This window comes from Paenibacillus chondroitinus NBRC 15376, assembly GCF_004000765.1.
GTDB lineage: Bacteria > Bacillota > Bacilli > Paenibacillales > NBRC-103111 > Paenibacillus_E > Paenibacillus_E chondroitinus.
This window is the reverse complement of the sequence record NZ_BILW01000003.1, coordinates 348,898-368,851: the sequence shown is the minus strand read 5'-3', so window position 1 is coordinate 368,851 and position 19,954 is coordinate 348,898. Positions and strand designations below refer to the sequence as shown.

The following is a 19,954-nucleotide window of genomic DNA, read 5'->3' as shown; positions in this document are numbered from 1 at the left end:
CCGAGGCGCGCAGCAGTGCGCCTCAGGAGCCCGAGGCTGATCCAGAGCCTAACTGGATCAGCAGGATGCTCAAAGCCGTCGGCGTGGAGCATGAGGCTCATCTCGCAGCGAAGCTGGATGAGCGCGGAGAGGCCATGCAGCGCGGCCGGCTCCTTAAGGACGATCAGCTGCCGAACCTGATCGCCATGGCTTCTCAGCAGGACGATACGGCCAAGCCTGCAGCTGCTGAGACACTGAAGAGCTTGCTCTTGCAGCTCACGGCTTCCAGTGATACGCCGGCGCCGCTGAGAGAGGCAGCGCAGCAAGCGATCGGGCAAATCACGGGTCAACAGCTGATGTTGACTGGTGACAAAACCGCCATGTTTGCCCATATGACCTTGTTTATTCCTTTTATGGATGGGACAGGCCAGCAGTCCGCAGCCGTTCATATTCAATCCCACAAAGGGAAACGCGGTGAAGTAGACGCAAGCAACTGTCGCTTGTTGTTCGATCTGCAAATGAAAGTCATGGGGAATACGTTAGTGGACGTACATGTTGTTAATAAGATCGTCTCATTGACGATTCATAATGATCATCCGGCCTTAGCTCCTATGATGGAGGAGTCCAAGGAAGAAATAACATCAGCGATGAACAAAGCGGGGTACCAGTTTATTTCTTTGAAATGTTCACCCTATCCACAGCCTGTAAGCAACGAGGATGAGGGAAAAGTGAAGGGTGTTACAGATGGTCGGGCAGATCTTCGCTCGCTCTACCTCCCGAAAACGTATAAGGGGGTAGATTTTCGGGCATGACCAAGCCAAAGAATCCAGCGGGAACACCTGAACCTACGCCGATTAAGAAGGCCGTAGCGCTTCGCTACTCCCCTGAAGCGCAGAAGGCTCCAACCCTGATTGCCAAAGGTAAAGGCCATGTGGCTGAAGCGATTTTACAAAAAGCCAAGGATAACGGGATTCCTGTTCAAGAAGATTCTTCCTTAGTCGAAGTATTGTCCAAGCTGGACCTGGATCAGGAAATTCCACCTGAGCTCTATCAGTTGGTGGCTGAAGTGTTAAGCTTTATCTATCGATCGGATAACCGGATGCGAACCCAGAGGGACAGATAATGATAGAACCAGGGAAAGATAACAGGAAGCAGCTTGGCAAGCTTGGCGAAGATGCGGCGGAGGCATTTTTGATCGGCAAGGATTATCGGATCTTGGAGCGGAACTGGCGCTGTCGTACGGGAGAACTGGATATCGTTGCTGAGCAAGCAGGTACGCTCGTATTTATTGAGGTCAGAACAAGACGTTCTACTGGCCGCTTTGGAACCGCCAAAGAATCCGTTGATGTCCGTAAGCAAATGAAAGTGAAAGAAACGGCGCAATTTTACTTGCATCGTTTTCAAAAATATGACAACTCCGTTCGCTTTGATGTCATTGCCGTCGAAATATCCTTGGATGGAGCAACGACTCAAATTGAACATATTCAAGGAGCCTTTTGAGCCTGATTCGTAGAGAAAACGAACGGGCTCAAAAGGCTCTTATCTGTATCATCCTTCTTGCTCTTTTTGCTGCTTATCGAGATTTCGGTATTGAATGGCCTCAGCCAAGTGATGAGACAGAATACGATCGCTTTCCTCTAAGTCTGCAATCGTTAAAGCTAATCGCAGAATGCGGTCATGGGCTCTAGCGCTTAGTCCAAGAGCCTCAAAGGATGCGCTTAGCAGCTGCTCTCCCTCTGACGTCAGTTGGCAAATTTGTCTCATTCGAATACCACTTAATTCATTATTATGCTGAATGCCGGTGCCTGCATAGCGCTTTTGCTGTCGCTGATGGGCAATTAAAACTTTCTCCAACATTTCCGTGGATGATAAAGGATGATTGATTGTGTGCTCCTTTAGCTGTGCATAACTCTGTTTAGGCACTTCCACATGGAGATCGATGCGATCAAGGAGAGGCCCGGATATTTTGGAACGGTACTGAACGATTTTTGCGTGCGAGCAAATACAGGCATTTGCTTCATTTTCTGCTCCGTAATAACCGCAAGGGCAAGGATTCATGGCAGCAGCTAAAATAAACTGCGAAGGAAATGTATATACGGCGCGTGCTCTAGCTATTGTAACAGAGCGCTCCTCAAGCGGCTGTCTAAGAACTTCAAGTGCATTTCGCGTAAACTCTGGCAGCTCGTCCAGAAACAGGATCCCACGGTGAGCTAAACTGACTTCGCCTGGTTTCGGTATCGTTCCACCTCCAACCAGCCCTGCAGCCGATATGGTGTGGTGCGGAGCTCGAAATGAGCGGGTGCGCATTAGCGAAGATCGATCTATGAGCTTGCCTGAGGCGCTGTAGATTTTGGTGACTTCCAGTGCTTCGTGATCCGACATGGGGGGTAAAATGGAAGGCATGCGCTTGACCAACATGGTTTTTCCGGTCCCGGGAGGGCCGATTAATAGGATATTATGCATGCCTGCAGCAGCTATCATCATCGCTCGTTTGACTTGGTGCTGCCCGTTGACATCGGCATAATCTTCGATATCCTGTTGAGTTATTGAGGAAATTGTCGAAAATCCATTCTGACTGCTTGAATTACTACTAAATAGATACTCGTGATGAGATGGCCGATTCCAATTCCTAAAATCAGAGAGATTGGTTATCCCGCAAACTTCCATGCCGTCAATTAGTGCAGCTTCAGAGGCATTGGAGAGAGGGACACAAACTCGGTTGATGCCTAACTTTTTTGCTGCATGCGTCATGGATAACACCCCGGGAACAGGCCGGAGGGATCCGTCCAATGCTAATTCGCCCAAAAATAAGGTCTTGTGTAAAAATTCACTGCTAACCTGACCTGTTGTTAGTAAAATAGCAACCGCAATCGCCAAATCGAAAGAGGATCCCTCTTTGCGCAAGTCTGCTGGTGCTAGATTCACTGTGATTCGATCCATCGGAAACGTGTATCCGCAATTTTTGATAGACGTACGAACTCTCTCCACAGATTCACGGATGGCGGAATCCGGAAGTCCCACCAAGTTCATTTGAGGTAAACCGCTGGAGATATCAACCTCTACTTCGATTGTTTTTCCTTCAATTCCTTGCAAACAAGCGCTCCAGACTTTGCCATACATACAATAAACACCTTCCTCTCCTTAGTAGAGCAGCAGGTTAAGCTACTGTTCGTGAGGATAAAAGGTGCTTCCTTATTGATCCGTTTTATTTCCTCTATTGTATAGAAAATGGGAAATTTACGCAATCCATAAATGGTTTTTTTACGTTTTAAATAAAGTCTATATGCACATACTGGAAGATGAGGTGATGATATGCAGGAGAAGCCGTATTTTTGTCCAAACTGCCGTTCTAATCGTATTAAATTCAGTGTAATTACCAGCTATGCGCAGCCGTTTCTGAAAGATGCACTATCCGGCAATATAACGGAATTCAATGACCCTGATGCGATTCCTGAGGAAGAACCGATGATTCAATGTCTAGTTTGCAGCTTTACTGGAAATGAGATGAGATTTATCAAACAAGCGGAGCGCGAACCGCGAATGAATACTCCGACAACGCCGCATTATTGACAAATAAAGAGGTAGACGTATTTTTCAAGTGAAAAATACGTCTTTTTTATGAACATTTTTGACATTTAAACACAGATGTGGGCGTTTGATGGTTGTAAGTGATAGCTAAAGTTTTTCAGCGTGAAAGGAAAATTTGAATGGATTAACGAAAAAAATAAGGAAACTGTCGAAAATTAGTGATACAATGGTTAGGGCTTGTGAAGAAGTGTGATACTAATTCCGGCAGCAAGATTTATTTCGTGCACAACACACATAGGAAATTACACTTTTTCCCCTGTATAGCACGTATAGAAAGTCCATACTGATAGGAGGATTTTAGGAAATGAATATCCATGAGTACCAAGGCAAAGAAGTCCTGAGACAGTACGGAGTCAGCGTTCCTAACGGGAAAGTTGCTTTCACCGTAGATGAAGCTGTTGCAGCTGCAAAAGAACTCGGAACATCCGTCGTCGTAGTTAAGGCGCAAATTCATGCCGGAGGTCGCGGTAAAGCAGGCGGCGTTAAGGTAGCTAAAAACCTCGACGAAGTTCGTACATATGCTAGCGAAATTCTTGGCAAAGTGCTTGTCACTCACCAAACAGGTCCTGAAGGTAAAGAAGTTAAACGCCTTTTGATCGAAGAAGGCTGTGACATTAAAAAAGAATATTATGTTGGTGTTGTTGTTGACCGTGCTACTGGTAGCGTCGTTCTGATGGCTTCTGAAGAAGGCGGTACGGAAATTGAGGAGGTTGCTGAGCATTCTCCTGAGAAAATTTTCAAAGAAGTTGTAGATCCTGCGATCGGTCTTCAAGCTTTCCAAGCTCGTAGACTTGCATACTCGATCAACATTCCTAACGAGCTTGTTAACAAAGCGGTTAAATTCATGCTTGCGCTTTACAAAGCGTTCGTAGAAAAAGACTGCTCCATCGCTGAAATCAACCCATTGGTTGTTACAGGTTCCGGCGACGTTATGGCTCTTGACGCTAAATTGAACTTTGATTCCAACGCTCTTTTCCGTCACAAAGATATCGTTGAACTTCGCGACCTTGAAGAAGAAGATGCGAAAGAAATCCAAGCTTCCAAATATGATCTGAGCTACATTGCTCTTGACGGTAATATCGGTTGTATGGTTAACGGTGCAGGACTTGCGATGGCTACTATGGACATCATCAAGCACTACGGCGGAGACCCTGCTAACTTCCTTGACGTAGGGGGCGGTGCTACGAAAGAGAAAGTTACAGAAGCATTCAAAATCATTTTGTCCGATGAGCAAGTTAAAGGCATTTTCGTTAACATCTTCGGCGGAATCATGCGTTGTGACGTAATTGCTGACGGCGTTGTTGCTGCGGCTAGAGAACTTGGTCTATCCCGTCCGCTTGTCGTTCGTCTTGAAGGAACAAACGTGGAACTTGGTAAAAAGATTCTTAACGAATCCGGCTTGAACATTGTTGCTGCTGACTCCATGGCAGACGGCGCTCAGAAAATCGTTGCACTTGTGAAATAAATTAAACCCGTGCGGTTTTAAATAATATAGGGGATGTGAACAAAAGATCATGAGTATTTTGGTCAATAAACATACAAAAGTCATTACTCAAGGGATTACCGGCGCTACGGGTTTGTTTCATACCAAAGGCGGTCTTGAATACGGCACACAAATGGTTGGTGGCGTAACCCCAGGTAAAGGCGGAACAAAAGTAGACATCACACTGGAAAACGGTGAGCTTGTTCAACTTCCGGTTTTTAACACAGTTATCGAAGCTAAAAATGCAACTGGTGCAACAGCATCCGTTATTTATGTACCACCTGCTTTTGCAGCAGAGTCCATTATTGAAGCGGTTGACGCTGATCTTGATCTCGTTATCTGTATCACAGAAGGTATTCCTGTACTTGACATGGTTAACGTGAAACGTTACATGGAAGGCAAGAGAACCGTTCTAATCGGACCAAACTGCCCAGGCGTTATCACGCCAGGCGAGTGCAAAATCGGTATTATGCCAGGTTACATCCATACACCAGGTCACGTAGGTGTTGTTTCCCGTTCCGGAACACTAACTTACGAAGCGGTTCACCAATTGACAACTCGCGGTATTGGACAATCCTCCGCTGTTGGTATCGGTGGAGACCCTGTTAAAGGTTCCGAGTTTATCGATATCCTCAAACGTTTCAATGAAGATCCGGACACTTATGCTGTCATTATGATCGGTGAGATCGGTGGAACAGCAGAAGAAGAAGCGGCTGAGTGGGTTGCTGCCAACATGACGAAACCGGTAGTTGGTTTCATCGGCGGTAAAACGGCGCCTCCAGGAAAACGTATGGGCCATGCCGGTGCGATTATTTCCGGTGGTAAAGGTACGGCAGCTGAGAAAGTTGCAACGATGGAAAGATGCGGAATCCGCGTAGCGGCTACGCCATCTGAAATGGGTTCAACGCTTGTTAGCGTACTTGAAGAAAAAGGTATGCTTGACAAAGTTATCACAAAAAAATAGTCTCGCCTTTTTGAAGGTAAGCAACCTTCCAACTCCCTGAAACAGGGATTTGGAAGGTTTTTTGTTTTTCTAGCTTTGCAAAGATTTGTCATTCGAGTAAGGAGTGTATATACTAATGGATAATCGAATCATTTTATTTGGCCTTCATGAACTTGAAGGGGTCGGCTGGAAAACCATGCTTCAGCTCGTGAACCGGTTTCCAGACCTGCAAGTTTTATTTGAGCTCTCCGCAGCGGAAATCTCGGCTCAAGGTATTCGTGCTTCCGTAGCTGAGCGAATTTCCTCCCGATTTACTCATGCCTTCATTGAGGAAAGACTTCAATTATATATGAAGCAATCCATTCAAATCCTAACGATTTTGGATGAGGAGTACCCTCAGATATTGAAAGAAATTGCGCAGCCCCCTTGGGTTTTATATGTGAAAGGCAAATCAGCCATACTGAATGGACGACTCCTGGGAATGGTTGGAACCCGTACGCCAACGCCTTATGGGAAAAAGATTGCAGAGGAATGGGCAGCAGCGCTTTCACGTGCTGGATTTGGTATTGTGAGCGGGCTTGCAAGAGGAATTGACAGCAAAGCTCATATCGGCGCCTTACAAGGAAAGTCAAAGACGGTAGCTGTTCTTGGTTGCGCTATCAATCAGATTTATCCGCGTGAGAATGCTTTATTATTTCGAAATATTGAGCAAGAAGGAGTTATTATTTCTGAATACCCGATTGGAACAGGGATGAAGCCTGGTATGTTTCCGCAGCGGAACCGCATTATTGCGGGATTGTCATTAGGCATTACGGTCGTTGAGGCAGCTGAGGACAGCGGATCGCTGATAACGGTAGAGTTTGCTCTCGATGAGTCACGGGATGTGTTCGCGATTCCAGGACCCATTCACTCGCGTGTAAGCAGCGGCGTTCATAGGCTTTTAAAGGATGGAGCGAAATTAGTTACACGTGTGGAAGAGATTGTAGACGACTACAACTATATGATAAGTTCAGAAGAAAAACGTGCTCTAAATAAGCCGTTGACATTATTTTTGCTTTCGGAAGAGGAAGGCGAAATATTCCGTAAGTTGTCGAATGAACCCATTTCAATTGATGCCCTCATGGAGGACGGACAATTTACGTTTGGACATTTGCATGCAGTTCTGTTATCTTTACTATTGAAAAAGGCGATTAAACAGCTTCCAGGTTCTACCTACATCCAAGCATAGGCTATTCAAGAAGTTTTTCTTCTCGCCAATAGACTTAACCTTGAAATTAAGAGGGGAGGAAGGACGATCATGGCAGATTCATTAGTCATTGTTGAGTCACCAGCTAAAGCCAAAACCATCGGCAAGTATTTAGGCAGCAAATTTATCGTAAAAGCCTCGATGGGTCATATTCGCGACCTTCCGAAAAGCCAAATTGGCGTAGAAGTAGATCGTAACTTTGAGCCTAAATACATAACTATCCGTGGTAAAGGTTCTATATTAAAAGAATTAAAAGATGCTAGTAAAAAAGTGAAAAAAATATATCTGGCGGCTGACCCGGATCGTGAGGGTGAAGCGATTGCCTGGCATTTAGCGCATTATTTGGATGTTGGTTCAGATGAGCTATGCCGTGTTGTATTTAATGAGATTACGAAGGATGCTGTGAAGGACGCATTCAAAACACCTCGCCGCATCAATCAGGATCTTGTTAATGCTCAACAGGCTAGACGGATATTGGATCGACTTGTAGGTTATAAAATAAGCCCTTTACTTTGGAAAAAGGTGAAGAAAGGTTTATCGGCAGGCCGTGTGCAGTCCGTCGCGGTTAAACTGATTCAAGATCGCGAGAATGAGATCAAAGCTTTTGAGCCTGAAGAGTACTGGTCCATTACAGCGCTGTTGGATGCGGGAAAAGCGGGATTCGAAGCAAAGTACCACAGCATGAACGGCGAGAAAAAGGAACTGCATTCGCAAGAGGATGTTAACGAAGTTTTAGCCGCAATGGGCAACGGGAAGTTTACCGTGAAAGAAGTGAAAGAGAAAGAACGCGGGCGTAACCCGTCTCCACCTTTCATTACGAGCTCCATGCAGCAAGAAGCGGCACGCAAATTGAACTTCCGGGCGTCCAAGACGATGTCTGTGGCGCAGCAGTTATATGAAGGAATAGACTTGGGAAAAGAAGGTACGGTTGGTTTAATCACGTACATGCGTACGGATTCTACACGGATTTCACCTGTCGCCCAAGAAGAAGCCAGAGAGTTTATTATAACGAAATATGGTGCGGCATTTTATCCGGAAACACCTCGTGTGTACACGAAAAAGAATGCAAATGCACAAGACGCGCATGAAGGAATTAGGCCTACCTCCGTGCTTCGCGAACCCGAACAATTGAAAGAATTCCTCAGCAGAGACCAATATCGGCTTTACAAACTCGTATGGGATCGTTTTGTTGCCAGTCAAATGGCATCCGCCATCTTGGATACGATGACGATCGATTTGACTGCAGGTGACACGGTATTCCGGGCGAATGGCTCCAAAATGAAGTTTGCGGGCTTTATGAAAGTTTATGTTGAAAGCAATGATGATGGAACGACGGAAGAGGACAAATTGCTTCCGCCATTATCGAAAGGCGATGTTTTGGAGAAACAAAGCATAGACCCCAAACAACACTTTACTCAACCGCCTCCACGGTATACGGAAGCCCGTTTAGTGAGAGCTCTCGAGGAAATGGGCATCGGCCGACCAAGTACGTATGCACCGACGCTGGAGACGATTCAGAAGCGCGGTTACGTTGCGATCGAAGAGAAAAAATTCGTTCCAACCGAGTTAGGCGAGCTTGTTATTCAATTGATGCAAGAGTTCTTCCCTGAAATTCTCGATATTGAGTTCACAGCCCATATGGAAGAGGAACTTGATTTTGTAGAAGAAGGCAAAGAGGATTGGGTAAGAGTCCTGGATACTTTCTATACGTCCTTTGAGAAACGGCTTGAATTTGCCGAAGAAGAAATGAAGGAAATAGAGATTCAGGATGAAGTATCTGATGAAATCTGCGAGAAATGCGGCAGACACCTTGTTTATAAAATGGGACGCTTCGGCAAATTCCTGGCATGTTCCGGCTTCCCGGAATGCCGGAATACGAAGCCGATCATCAAAGATATCGGTGTCACATGCCCAAGCTGTCATGCAGGCAAGATTGTAGAACGCAGAAGTAAGAAGGGCAGAGTGTTCTACGGCTGTGATCAATATCCAACTTGTGATTTTGTCTCATGGGATAAGCCGGTTAACAAGCCTTGTCCGGTTTGCAGCTCGATGATGATCGAGAAAAGAAGTAAGAACGGCCTCAGCATTCAATGTACGAATTGCGACCATAAAGAAGAAGTAAACGAAGATCAGAACGAAGATATGAAAGATTAGAGGTGTCCGATTTTGCCAGAATACCCAAGAGTAACAGTCATCGGTGCAGGACTCGCTGGCAGTGAAGCAGCTTGGCAGATTGCACGTCAAGGTGTGCCTGTTACTTTATACGAAATGCGTAATGTCCGTAAAACACCAGCTCACATTACAGATCAATTCGCTGAACTGGTGTGCAGCAACTCCCTTAGATCCAATGGCTTGACGAATGCAGTTGGCGTACTGAAAGAAGAGATGAGAAGAATGGATTCTTTGATTCTCTCCTGTGCTGACCAGCACGCCGTACCTGCAGGTGGAGCCTTAGCCGTTGACCGTGATGGGTTCTCCCAAGCCGTTACCCAAACGCTGCGGAACCATCCGCTCATTGAAGTGATCAACGAGGAAGTGCAGGTTTTGCCGGATGGCATCACTGTGGTAGCCTCGGGTCCGTTAACTTCCCCTGATTTGTCTGCCCAACTGAAAGAGCTTATGGGTGAGGAATACTTATATTTCTACGATGCGGCAGCACCGATTGTAGAGAAAGATTCCATTGATATGAATAAAGTTTACCTGGCTTCTCGTTACGACAAAGGTGAGGCTGCTTATCTCAATTGCCCGATGACGGAAGAGGAATTTAACGTTTTCTATGAAGCCTTAATTACGGCTGAGGTAGCTGAGCTAAAGGAATTTGAAAAAGAGATCTACTTTGAAGGATGTATGCCTTTAGAGGTCATGGCTAAGCGTGGTAAACAGACAGTGTTATTCGGGCCAATGAAGCCGGTTGGATTGATTAACCCACATACCGGAAAACTGCCGCACGCCGTCGTACAGCTTCGCCAAGATAACGCCGCGGGAACCTTGTACAACTTGGTTGGTTTCCAAACCCATTTGAAATGGGGCGAGCAAAAACGCGTTCTCTCTTTGATTCCTGGTTTGGAAGAAGCGGAATTCGTCCGTTATGGCGTGATGCATCGTAACACATTTATTAATTCGCCGAAGCTTCTTGAACCGACGTACCAATACAAGCGTCGTGAGAATCTGTTTTTTGCAGGACAAATGACAGGTGTTGAAGGTTATGTGGAATCTGCTGCATCCGGTTTAATCGCTGGACTTAATGCCGGTCGATTGGCAAAAGGGCAACCATGTTTGGTGCTTCCTGAGGAAACAACATTAGGCAGCATGGCTCATTACATTACGACAGCTGACTTTAAACATTTCCAACCGATGAATGCCAATTTCGGATTGCTTCCACAACTTCCGGAACGGATTCGGAACAAAAAAGAAAAATACGAGAAGCTGGCTAACCGCGCAATAGAGAGTATTCAGAATTTTTCGAAAACAATTACTGAATAAGTTGTAATCACACTATTCACTGTGTTACTATAATTATGTTTTGAATTATTATTCATTCGTTTTCTCATACATTTACCTCTAGATGCGGTCTTAATTGTGAAATTGACCTCGCTAGAGGTTTATCTCTTTTTTTAGGTCGAAACCAAGTCAAGATTTTGTTTTTCCGGTGTATGATTCCATTGGAGGGGTGAGAAGAGATGGATGCCAGTCAGGCGCAATTCCATGCGACAACTATTTTTGCCATTCGTCATCAAGGTAAAGGTGCAATTGCCGGAGATGGCCAGGTTACATTTGGCAACAGTATGATTATGAAGAGCAGTGCCAAAAAGGTGAGGCGTTTACATAGAGGGAAAGTGATCGCAGGTTTTGCAGGATCAGTAGCTGATGCGATTACCCTTTTTGAAAAGTTTGAGGGCAAGCTCGAAGAACACCATGGTAATTTACAACGTGCTGCAGTCGAACTCACGAAGGATTGGCGGCAAGACCGCGTATTACGTCGATTAGAAGCAATGATGATTGTTATGGATGCTACTGGTTTATTGCTTCTCTCAGGCAATGGAGAGATTATTGAACCGGATGATGGCATTCTGGCGATTGGTTCTGGCGGCAGTTTCGCATTGGCGGCAGGTAGAGCGTTACATCGTCATGCACCATCGCTAAGTGCCAAAGAGATTGCCCATGCTGCTCTTACAACCGCTGCTGAAATTTGTGTGTTCACGAATCATAATATTATTGTCGAAGAAATCGAGTAAATCAGAATTGATTACGCACTTTTTTAGGAGGGTACCCGAATGGCAAACAGCTCCCTAACACCTAAACAAATTGTACAGGAATTAGATCGATACATTGTAGGTCAGAAGAAAGCAAAAAAATCGGTTGCTATTGCTTTGCGAAATCGTTATCGGAGAAATCTGGTGGATGAAGCCATGCGGGATGAGATTGTTCCCAAAAACATTCTGATGATTGGACCAACAGGCGTAGGTAAAACTGAGATTGCACGCAGACTGGCAAAATTGGTTGGAGCCCCTTTTATTAAAGTGGAGGCAACCAAATTTACAGAGGTAGGTTACGTTGGCCGAGACGTGGAATCGATGGTAAGGGATTTAATTGAAACTTCTATTCGTATGGTTAAATCCGAACGTATGGAAGCAGTCAAAGACCGCGCAGAGAAATTAGCGAATGAGCGAATTGTTTCTTTATTGGCACCTAGTCCGTCACGCACCAAATCGCAGCGTAATCCGTTTGAAATGTTGTTTGGGGGCCAAAATCAACCCGAGCAGGAAGAGAGTGCGCCGGATCCAAATCTTTCGTCAAAAAGGGCCCAAATCGCCGAACAATTGACTAGTGGTAAATTAGAAAACGAGATCGTTGAGATTGAGGTCGAAGATTCATCGCCTTCCATGCTGGATATGTTAGCAGGGCAAGGAAACGAGCAAGCCGGCATGAATATGCAGGAGATGTTTGGCAGCCTGATGCCGAAAAAGATGAAGAAACGCAAGCTTCCTGTGAAAGAAGCAAGAAAAGTTCTGACCCAAGAGGAAGCTCAAAAATTGATTGACATGGACGATGTTATTCAAGAGTCCATTCACCGCGCTGAGCAGTCAGGTATCATATTTATTGATGAAATCGACAAAGTAGCAAGCAGCTCCCGCGGCGGAAATGGTCCGGATATTTCACGTGAAGGCGTACAGCGCGACATCCTTCCGATCGTAGAAGGTTCTACCGTTGTAACCAAATATGGACCTGTGAAAACCGATTATGTTTTATTTATTGGTGCTGGGGCTTTCCATATTGCAAAACCTTCGGATTTAATTCCAGAGCTTCAAGGGCGTTTTCCGATTCGGGTAGAACTGAGTGATTTAACGCTTGAAGATTTTGTTTCTATTTTGCAGGAGCCCAAAAATGCGCTGACGAAACAGTACACGGCGTTGTTGCAAACAGAAGGTATAACCGTTGAATTTGCTGAAGAAGCTATTCATGAAATTGCTCGAATTGCGGTCGAGGTCAATCAGAACACGGAAAATATCGGAGCGCGTCGCTTGCATACAATCCTGGAGAAATTGCTTGAGGATCTTTCCTTTGAAGCCCCTGAACTTACATTGGAATCTTTCATCATCAATCCGGAATATGTGCGCGAAAAACTGAGCGGTATCGTTCAGAATAGAGATTTGAGTCAATACATTTTATAATGAGCGATTGCAGGGTTACGTAAGTAGGAGGCAGTTACATGAGTTTATTAAACAAAACAAGAAGGCTAAATCGATTGCTGCAGAAGGAAGCAGGGAATGCGGTTAGCTTTATGGATATGGCTGAAGTTCTTCGTGATATTGTTATTGCGAATATCTATGTCGTCAGTCGTAAAGGGAAGATTCTGGGCTATGCTACGACCAATGATCCTGTTTCATCTGAAATGAATCAGGCGATTTTGCTTGAACGCAGATTTCCATCTGAATCCAACAATCTTCTATTGAAGATAGAGGAAACGACGTCGACGTCGGAACCAAGCAGCCCGTATTATTACTATACAGAACAAATGAAAGACATGTTCCCTTACACACATACGACGCTAGTTCCTATTATCGGTGGTGGCGACCGGTTAGGGACATTAATCTTAAGTCGTAATGAAAGTCTGTTTATTGATGATGACTTAATATTAGCTGAATATGGTTCGACAGTAATCGCTATGGAGATCTTGAGAGAAAGAGCGGAAGAGATCGAAGAAGAAGCAAGAAGTAAAGCTGTCGTTCAAGTAGCAATAGGCTCTTTATCCTTTAGCGAAATGGAAGCTGTAGAGCATATTTTCGAGGAATTGGATGGCAAAGAAGGGCTATTGGTCGCGAGTAAAATTGCTGATCGCGTTGGAATTACGCGTTCTGTAATCGTGAATGCACTTCGTAAGCTGGAAAGTGCCGGAGTTATAGAGACACGTTCGCTTGGTATGAAGGGCACTTATATCCGAATTTTAAATGAGCAATTAATACAAAGCATCGAACAGATAAAAACGAAACTATAGCTTGGCACGATTGAAAAGCCCTGTCTGCTAAAAAAAGATAGGGCTTTTTTCTTATTGTAACTTAAGCGAATATCTTAGATGATTAGGAAGGCAATGGACTTACAAAATTCTACAACAGGAAACTTTTTCTATTTGTTTTGCGAAAATAATGTCGAAATAAGAAGGAATACATACTTTCTGTGTGGAAGTATAGTGTCGAATACTCTATTGAAAGGGGGTAACGTGCATGTCTTTGTTGGACAAACCCAGTTGGAACTTGATGGAGCGTTCGCTTGATGCTTCGACTCTCAGACAAAAAGTGGTAGCGAACAACGTTGCCAATGTGGACACACCTTACTTTAAGCGTTCAGACGTATTGTTTGAAGAGTTATTGCAAGGTGAAATGAATTCATCAACGCCCTCTATAGAAGGTTATCGGACAAACCCTAAGCATTTCTTTATAGGCAAATCGACAAATTTACCGAATTCAGAAATTAAAACCGATGAATCGACAGCGATTAACAACAACATGAACAATGTTGATATGGACTATGAAATGTCTTTAATGGCTAAAAACCAACTGAAATACAATACAATGATTCAGCAAATGAACAGTGAATTCAAAAAAATGCGCACAGTATTAGGGGGGAAGTAATAACAAATGAGGCTTACTAACGGATTTGACATCAGCTCGTCAGCACTGACTGCGCAACGTTTAAGAATGGATGTCGTGTCATCAAATATTGCTAATGCGGATACAACACGTGCCAAGTTTGTAGACGGGAAATGGGTACCTTATACGAGGAAGTTAGTTGCATTTGAAACAAAATCACAACCGAGTTTCGCACAGTCTTTGCAGTCGGCTATGGCAGATGGGACTGGCGAAGGAGTGCGAGTGAACAAAATCTTCGAGGATCAGTCGCCGCTCAAACAAGTATATAACCCTACACATCCTGATGCAGATGCAAATGGATTTGTTTACATGCCCAATGTTGATGTGCTTAAAGAGATGGTTGATATGATTTCGGCAACAAGATCTTATGAAGCCAACGTTACCGCGCTTAATGCGAGTAAATCCATGATTACAAAAGCATTGGAGATCGGTAGATAATTAATAGGGAGGTAGCAGCATGATTGACAAAATCAGCTATAGTCCAATAAATATTATGAGCTCGGTTCAACCCAAAGACAACTCCGGTGAAGGCGCTGCTGACCTTGGCAAACAATTTGGATCCTTTTTGAATGAAGCGATGACGAATTTAAATGCCCAACAACAACAAGTTGATCAGTTGAATCAAAGTTTCATTAAAGGAGAGCTTTCAGACGTTCATCAGCTCACGATTGCTTCCGAAAAAGCATCATTAGGTCTGGAACTTACGGTGCAAGTTAGAAATAAAGTCCTTGAAGCTTACCAAGAAATGATGAGAATGCAGCTGTAAATAACCAAATGCTGCTAAAATTTTGGTTCGATGGGGTGACGGAGTGAACGAGAATCTCCTCCAGTACTGGGAAAAAGTAAAACAGTATTGGAATCGATATAGTAGAACAACAAAAATAACATTTATCGCAACGGTTGCCCTTTTGATTCTTACGGCTGCAATTATCAGTGTTAATTTATCTAAGACGGAATATTCCTTAGCATTTACCGAACTTCAGCCAAGCGACGCGGCTGCGATCAAAGGTTACCTGGATACAGCTAAAATTCCATACAAACTTAGTGCTGATGGTAAAAGCATCGAAGTGCCTACTAATGAAGTAGCGAATGTGAAACTCGGTGTAGAGTCACAAGGTTTGAACAAAAATGGTTCTCTAGGATTCGGTGCTTTTAGCAACAGTAGTTCATTTGGTATCACAGATAACGAGTTTAAAGTGAAATACTTAAATGCGATTCAAGGCGAGTTGCAGCAGCTTATTAACTCGAATCAAGCGATTTCCGGTTCGAAGGTTCTTATTTCACTTCCTGAGGATGGTCCCTTCTTGCAACAGCAGGAAGAAAAAGCAACAGCATCCGTTGTTCTTCAAATGAAACAAGGTTACACATTGGATCAAGGTAAAATCGATACTATCTATAACTTGGTTTCACACAGTATCAAAAATCTTCCTGTTGAGAATATCACGATTTCAGATCAGTATGGGCAAAGCTTAGTTTCTTCTAAATCAGGTGGCCAGTCCTCCTCGAGCTTGGTGACAAGCCAGTCCGATATTAACGATAAGTTTCAAAAAGATTTGCAGAAAAATATTATGAACATGCTGGGAACGATGTTTGGTCGCGACAAAGTAAATGTTAGTGTTTTCTCTACCATGAACTTTGATCAAAAGAAGAGTAAAGAACAGCTCGTCTCCGCGCCAAATCAAGTAGATCAAAAAGGACTGGAAATTTCCCTGCAAGAAGCATCCGAGTCTTATCAAAATAACGGTGCAGATACAGGCGGTGTTCCTGGTACTGGTACAACGGATGTGCCTGGTTACCCAGGATCATCAAATTCCGGTAAATCGAATACCGAGAAAAACAGTAAGACAGTGAACTACGAAGTGAATCGGATTACGAATGACATTGTGGCAACACCGTATGTGGTAAAAGATTTAAGTATTAACGTCGGAATTGAACCGCCGGTTAAAGATGATCCGACTTCTTTGACTGCAGAGACGAAAACTGCTGTGCAAACCGCTTTGGTAAATATTGTGAGGACCGCACTGGCAGATAATAAGGTTACATATACTGACGATGAATTGCAGAAAAAAGTTACAGTTCTTGCTCATACTTTTGCACGGCCAGCTGATACATTTGCTTCGAAAACTACAACGTACTTAACTTATGCTGGACTAGCTCTAGCGGCGCTTGCGATTGGTGCGATTGCTGGTTTTGCAATTAGAAAACGCAGAAAAGCTGCTCAACAATTAATGGACCAAGATCTGAACATTGCAGCGAATAAAGCGGAACTTCCAACGATTGATATTGAAAATGTAACTAATGACAATCAAGTGCGCAAGCAGTTAGAAACTCTTGCGAAAAAGCGACCAGAAGACTTTGTCAATCTGCTTCGGACTTGGTTAGTAGACGAATAGAGGTGCGCTTGTATGGCCAAAGCTGCTGTAAACGGGTTAACCGGACGACAAAAGGCAGCCATTCTTTTGATCAGTTTAGGCCCTGAGGTGTCTGCTCAAATATTTAAACATTTACGAGAAGAAGAGATTGAGCAGTTAACACTGGAGATTGCAAATGTAAGGAAAGTAGATTCTTTCGAAAAAGAAGCGATTCTCTCTGAGTTTCATCAGATCTGTCTTGCACAAGAATTCATTTCACAAGGGGGTATTGCTTACGCTAAGGATATCTTGGAGAAAGCGCTTGGTTCTCAGAAAGCACTTGATATCATTAACCGTCTGACGGCCACATTGCAGGTGAGACCTTTTGACTTTGCCAGAAAAGCGGACCCTGCTCAAATTCTTAACTTTATTCAAAATGAAAATTCGCAAACCATTGCGCTAGTTTTGTCCTATTTGCAAGCGGATCAAGCGTCTATCATTTTGTCTTCGTTGCCGCAAGAAAAACAAGCGGATGTTGCAAAACGTATTGCATTAATGGACAGCACTTCACCAGAAGTGATCAGTCAGGTAGAACGTGTATTGGAACAAAAACTTTCGTCAACTGTTACACAGGATTACACAAATGCTGGAGGTATTGCGTCTATCGTTCAAATTTTGAATGGGGTAGACAGGGGGACGGAGCGTACCATCCTTGATTCTCTGGAAATTCAAGATCCTGAATTGGCTGAAGAGATCAAGAAACGGATGTTTGTCTTCGAAGATATCGTTAATATTGATAATCGCTCTATACAGCGAATTATTCGTGATATTGAGAATGCTGATTTACAACTGGCGCTCAAAGTTGCGAGTGAAGAAGTGCGTGATGTGCTATTCAAAAACATGTCCAAACGGATGGCAGAGACATTCAAGGAAGAAATGGAATTTATGGGTCCTGTTCGTTTGCGTGACGTTGAAGAAGCACAAACGAGAATTGTTGCTACAATCCGCCGCCTAGAGGAATCGGGAGAAATCATCATTGCACGTGGTGGAGGAGACGATATTATTGTCTAATATCATTAAATCATTTGCTTATTATGCTGTAGATGATAAGAAATTGGTTGAAACGATCTCACCATTTCACTTGAATGGAGATCTTGATGCGAGTGATCAGCTAACTCCCGAACAACAGCAGGAAATAGCGCAAGCGACGAATTTGAAAGATCAAATTCTTCAAGATGCTGAAGCTTTTGCCAATGAGCAGATTCATCAAGCGATGCAGGAATGTACGACTCTTCGCGAACAAACGCAGGAAGAAATTAATGCTTGGTGGCAAACACGCCGTTCAGAAGATGAAGCGCATGTCGCTCAATCCAGGCAGGCTGGTTTTGAAGAAGGCTACCAACAAGGAATTGCTCAAGCTGAAGAAGCGCTTAGACAGGAATACAGTGAAATGCTAACGGAAGCTCAAGGTATTCTGGAGCAATCCTACAAACTTAAACAGCAGATCATTCAGGAATCTGAGCCATTCTTAATCGAACTAAGCACATCCATAGCAGAGAAAATCATAGGCAAACAGTTAACCTTAAATCCAGAATGGGTTGTTGAGTTGATTCAAACCGTTCTGTCGCGCAGACGCGAAAAAGGGATCATTGCTTTATGCGTATCTCCTTCACAATTCGCTTACATTCAAGATGCGCGTGAAGAGCTGTTAACTTCTATTGATTCACAGGCTGAATTGCAAATTATTCCTGATTCCACGGTGCAAGATCGTGGATGTGTGATTCGTTCTTCATTTGGAAGTATTGATGCTCGCATCGATACGCAGCTGAAAGAAATAAAATCAGCTCTGCAACAGTTGGCGACTCAAAGTGAGGGTACAGGATCATGAGCAGCGCATTACCAAAAGTAGATAAGTACAAAGAACATTTGCATGCCATCGACCCCATTCGTGTTAATGGAAAAGTAACACAAGTGATTGGGTTGACGGTTGAGTCGGAAGGGCCAGATGTGAGCATTGGCGACCTTTGCTATATTTACCCGCATAAATCCAATAAGCCATTGAAAGCGGAAGTCGTAGGTTTTCGCAGCAATAAAGTCGTGCTTATGCCATTAGGCGATTTGGACTCTATTGGCCCTGGTTGCGATGTTGTTGGTACAGGGAAACCACTTACGGTTCAAGTAGGCCATGAACTTCTTGGTAAAGTGCTGGACGGATTGGGACAGCCATTGGATGGTTCGTTCTTGCCTTCAAGAATGGCTCAATATTCTACGAATAATGCGCCGGGCAATCCGCTAACTCGACCGAGAGTGCTGAATCCAATCTCTGTAGGTGTTCGATGCATTGACGGATTATTGACAATTGGCAAAGGTCAGCGCGTTGGTATTTTTGCAGGTTCTGGTGTTGGTAAAAGTACGCTGATGGGAATGATCGCCCGTAATACATCTGCAGATGTTAACGTTATTGCACTTATCGGTGAGCGGGGCAGAGAGGTCTTGGATTTTATCGAAAGAGATCTAGGTCCCGAAGGACTAGCAAGATCAGTCGTTATCGTTGCAACATCTGATCAGCCTGCGCTTATCCGTATCAAAGGAGCAATGATCGCTACAAGCATCGCTGAGTATTTTCGTGATCGCGGTCTAAATGTGATGATGATGATGGACTCCGTCACTCGGTTTGCCATGGCACAGCGTGAAGTTGGCCTTGCTGTAGGGGAACCTCCAGCGACGCGAGGCTATACGCCTTCGGTCTTTGCTATGCTGCCACGGCTGCTTGAGCGATCAGGTACCGGGCCGAAAGGATCCATTACTGCTTTTTATACGGTGCTAGTTGACGGTGATGATATGAACGAGCCAATTGCTGATGCTGTTCGAGGGATTCTCGACGGTCATATTGTTCTAAACCGCAGCATTGCCAATAAAGGCCATTATCCAGCCATAGACGTTTTGTCCAGCGTAAGCCGCGTAATGAAAGAAATTGTGCCTTCTGAACACATGGAAGCTGCTGATCACTTAAAGCGACTTCTCTCTATATATAAAGATTCGGAAGATCTTATCAATATCGGGGCGTACCAAAAAGGTTCTAATCCAAATATTGATGTTGCCATGGATCATATTGAAGCCATATGGGACTTCACCAAGCAAAAAACGAGTGAAAAGCTAACCTATGAAGAAGCTCAAGAACGATTGATTCACGAATTTTATAAGGGATGAGGGTCC

Annotated in this window: 19 protein-coding genes and 1 pseudogene; 19 read left to right on the top strand and 1 reads right to left on the bottom strand. The window is 44.2% G+C overall.

Features of this window, described 5'->3' with window-relative positions:
• From PCH02S_RS35595 to PCH02S_RS06275, 3 genes and pseudogenes are all read left to right on the top strand, one after another.
• Positions 1 to 791, top strand: a pseudogene (locus PCH02S_RS35595) (hypothetical protein); the annotation flags it as partial.
• On the top strand, positions 788 to 1,102 hold the full coding sequence (locus PCH02S_RS06280; RefSeq protein ID WP_127451118.1) for an EscU/YscU/HrcU family type III secretion system export apparatus switch protein: 315 nt from the start codon (positions 788 to 790) through the stop codon (positions 1,100 to 1,102). The pseudogene PCH02S_RS35595 and the gene PCH02S_RS06280, both read left to right, overlap by 4 nt.
• Positions 1,102 to 1,479: a YraN family protein gene (locus PCH02S_RS06275; RefSeq protein WP_127451116.1), complete on the top strand. Its 378-nt coding sequence runs from the start codon at positions 1,102 to 1,104 to the stop codon at positions 1,477 to 1,479. Before PCH02S_RS06280 ends, PCH02S_RS06275 begins: the two co-directional genes overlap by 1 nt.
• Positions 1,480 to 1,527: 48 nt before the next feature.
• Here the strand turns inward: PCH02S_RS06275 and PCH02S_RS06270 are convergent, their stop codons facing one another.
• The gene (locus PCH02S_RS06270; RefSeq protein WP_127451114.1) at positions 1,528 to 3,099 is read right to left on the bottom strand and encodes a YifB family Mg chelatase-like AAA ATPase; all 1,572 of its coding nucleotides are present in this window, start codon (positions 3,097 to 3,099) and stop codon (positions 1,528 to 1,530) included.
• Between the two features lie 192 nt (positions 3,100 to 3,291).
• On the opposite strand from PCH02S_RS06270, the gene PCH02S_RS06265 reads away from it, so the two are divergent.
• The 16 genes from PCH02S_RS06265 to fliI all read left to right on the top strand — a co-directional run bounded on the left by PCH02S_RS06265 (position 3,292) and on the right by fliI (position 19,948).
• Positions 3,292 to 3,549, top strand: a complete 258-nt coding sequence (locus PCH02S_RS06265; protein ID WP_127451112.1) for a hypothetical protein — start codon at positions 3,292 to 3,294, stop codon at positions 3,547 to 3,549.
• A 322-nt stretch (positions 3,550 to 3,871) separates the two neighbouring features.
• Positions 3,872 to 5,032: an ADP-forming succinate--CoA ligase subunit beta gene (sucC, locus tag PCH02S_RS06260; protein ID WP_127451110.1), complete on the top strand. Its 1,161-nt coding sequence runs from the start codon at positions 3,872 to 3,874 to the stop codon at positions 5,030 to 5,032.
• 49 nt (positions 5,033 to 5,081) lie between these two features.
• Positions 5,082 to 6,014, top strand: coding sequence for a succinate--CoA ligase subunit alpha (gene sucD, locus PCH02S_RS06255; RefSeq protein ID WP_127451108.1), 933 nt, complete (start codon positions 5,082 to 5,084; stop codon positions 6,012 to 6,014).
• Between the two features lie 115 nt (positions 6,015 to 6,129).
• Entirely contained in the window at positions 6,130 to 7,221 is a 1,092-nt protein-coding gene (dprA, locus tag PCH02S_RS06250) for a DNA-processing protein DprA (protein WP_127451106.1), read from the top strand.
• 69 nt (positions 7,222 to 7,290) lie between these two features.
• On the top strand, positions 7,291 to 9,393 hold the full coding sequence (gene topA / locus PCH02S_RS06245; RefSeq protein WP_127451104.1) for a type I DNA topoisomerase: 2,103 nt from the start codon (positions 7,291 to 7,293) through the stop codon (positions 9,391 to 9,393).
• Between the two features lie 12 nt (positions 9,394 to 9,405).
• Positions 9,406 to 10,722: an FADH(2)-oxidizing methylenetetrahydrofolate--tRNA-(uracil(54)-C(5))-methyltransferase TrmFO gene (gene trmFO / locus PCH02S_RS06240; protein ID WP_127451102.1), complete on the top strand. Its 1,317-nt coding sequence runs from the start codon at positions 9,406 to 9,408 to the stop codon at positions 10,720 to 10,722.
• 197 nt (positions 10,723 to 10,919) lie between these two features.
• Complete coding sequence (hslV, locus tag PCH02S_RS06235; RefSeq protein WP_127451100.1) at positions 10,920 to 11,474, top strand: ATP-dependent protease subunit HslV; 555 nt, start codon at positions 10,920 to 10,922, stop codon at positions 11,472 to 11,474.
• 39 nt (positions 11,475 to 11,513) lie between these two features.
• Positions 11,514 to 12,911, top strand: coding sequence for an ATP-dependent protease ATPase subunit HslU (hslU, locus tag PCH02S_RS06230; RefSeq protein ID WP_127451098.1), 1,398 nt, complete (start codon positions 11,514 to 11,516; stop codon positions 12,909 to 12,911).
• 38 nt (positions 12,912 to 12,949) lie between these two features.
• Positions 12,950 to 13,735: a GTP-sensing pleiotropic transcriptional regulator CodY gene (codY, locus tag PCH02S_RS06225; RefSeq protein ID WP_127451096.1), complete on the top strand. Its 786-nt coding sequence runs from the start codon at positions 12,950 to 12,952 to the stop codon at positions 13,733 to 13,735.
• Between the two features lie 226 nt (positions 13,736 to 13,961).
• On the top strand, positions 13,962 to 14,369 hold the full coding sequence (flgB, locus tag PCH02S_RS06220; protein ID WP_127451094.1) for a flagellar basal body rod protein FlgB: 408 nt from the start codon (positions 13,962 to 13,964) through the stop codon (positions 14,367 to 14,369).
• Positions 14,370 to 14,375: 6 nt separating this feature from the next.
• Positions 14,376 to 14,825 (top strand): flagellar basal body rod protein FlgC, encoded by a 450-nt coding sequence (flgC, locus tag PCH02S_RS06215; RefSeq protein ID WP_127451092.1) that lies wholly within the window; start codon positions 14,376 to 14,378, stop codon positions 14,823 to 14,825.
• Between the two features lie 19 nt (positions 14,826 to 14,844).
• A complete protein-coding gene (gene fliE, locus PCH02S_RS06210; protein WP_127451090.1) occupies positions 14,845 to 15,153 on the top strand; it encodes a flagellar hook-basal body complex protein FliE in 309 nt (102 codons plus the stop codon).
• A 43-nt stretch (positions 15,154 to 15,196) separates the two neighbouring features.
• Positions 15,197 to 16,780 (top strand): flagellar basal-body MS-ring/collar protein FliF, encoded by a 1,584-nt coding sequence (gene fliF / locus PCH02S_RS06205; RefSeq protein ID WP_127451088.1) that lies wholly within the window; start codon positions 15,197 to 15,199, stop codon positions 16,778 to 16,780.
• A gap of 12 nt (positions 16,781 to 16,792) precedes the next feature.
• Positions 16,793 to 17,809 carry a flagellar motor switch protein FliG gene (fliG, locus tag PCH02S_RS06200; RefSeq protein WP_127451086.1) on the top strand — a complete coding sequence of 339 codons (1,017 nt, stop codon included), beginning with the start codon at positions 16,793 to 16,795 and terminating at the stop codon, positions 17,807 to 17,809.
• The gene (locus tag PCH02S_RS06195; RefSeq protein ID WP_127451084.1) at positions 17,802 to 18,626 is read left to right on the top strand and encodes a FliH/SctL family protein; all 825 of its coding nucleotides are present in this window, start codon (positions 17,802 to 17,804) and stop codon (positions 18,624 to 18,626) included. Before fliG ends, PCH02S_RS06195 begins: the two co-directional genes overlap by 8 nt.
• Positions 18,623 to 19,948, top strand: a complete 1,326-nt coding sequence (fliI, locus tag PCH02S_RS06190) for a flagellar protein export ATPase FliI (RefSeq protein WP_127451082.1) — start codon at positions 18,623 to 18,625, stop codon at positions 19,946 to 19,948. The genes PCH02S_RS06195 and fliI overlap by 4 nt, the downstream gene beginning before the upstream one ends.
• Positions 19,949 to 19,954 lie beyond the last annotated feature (6 nt).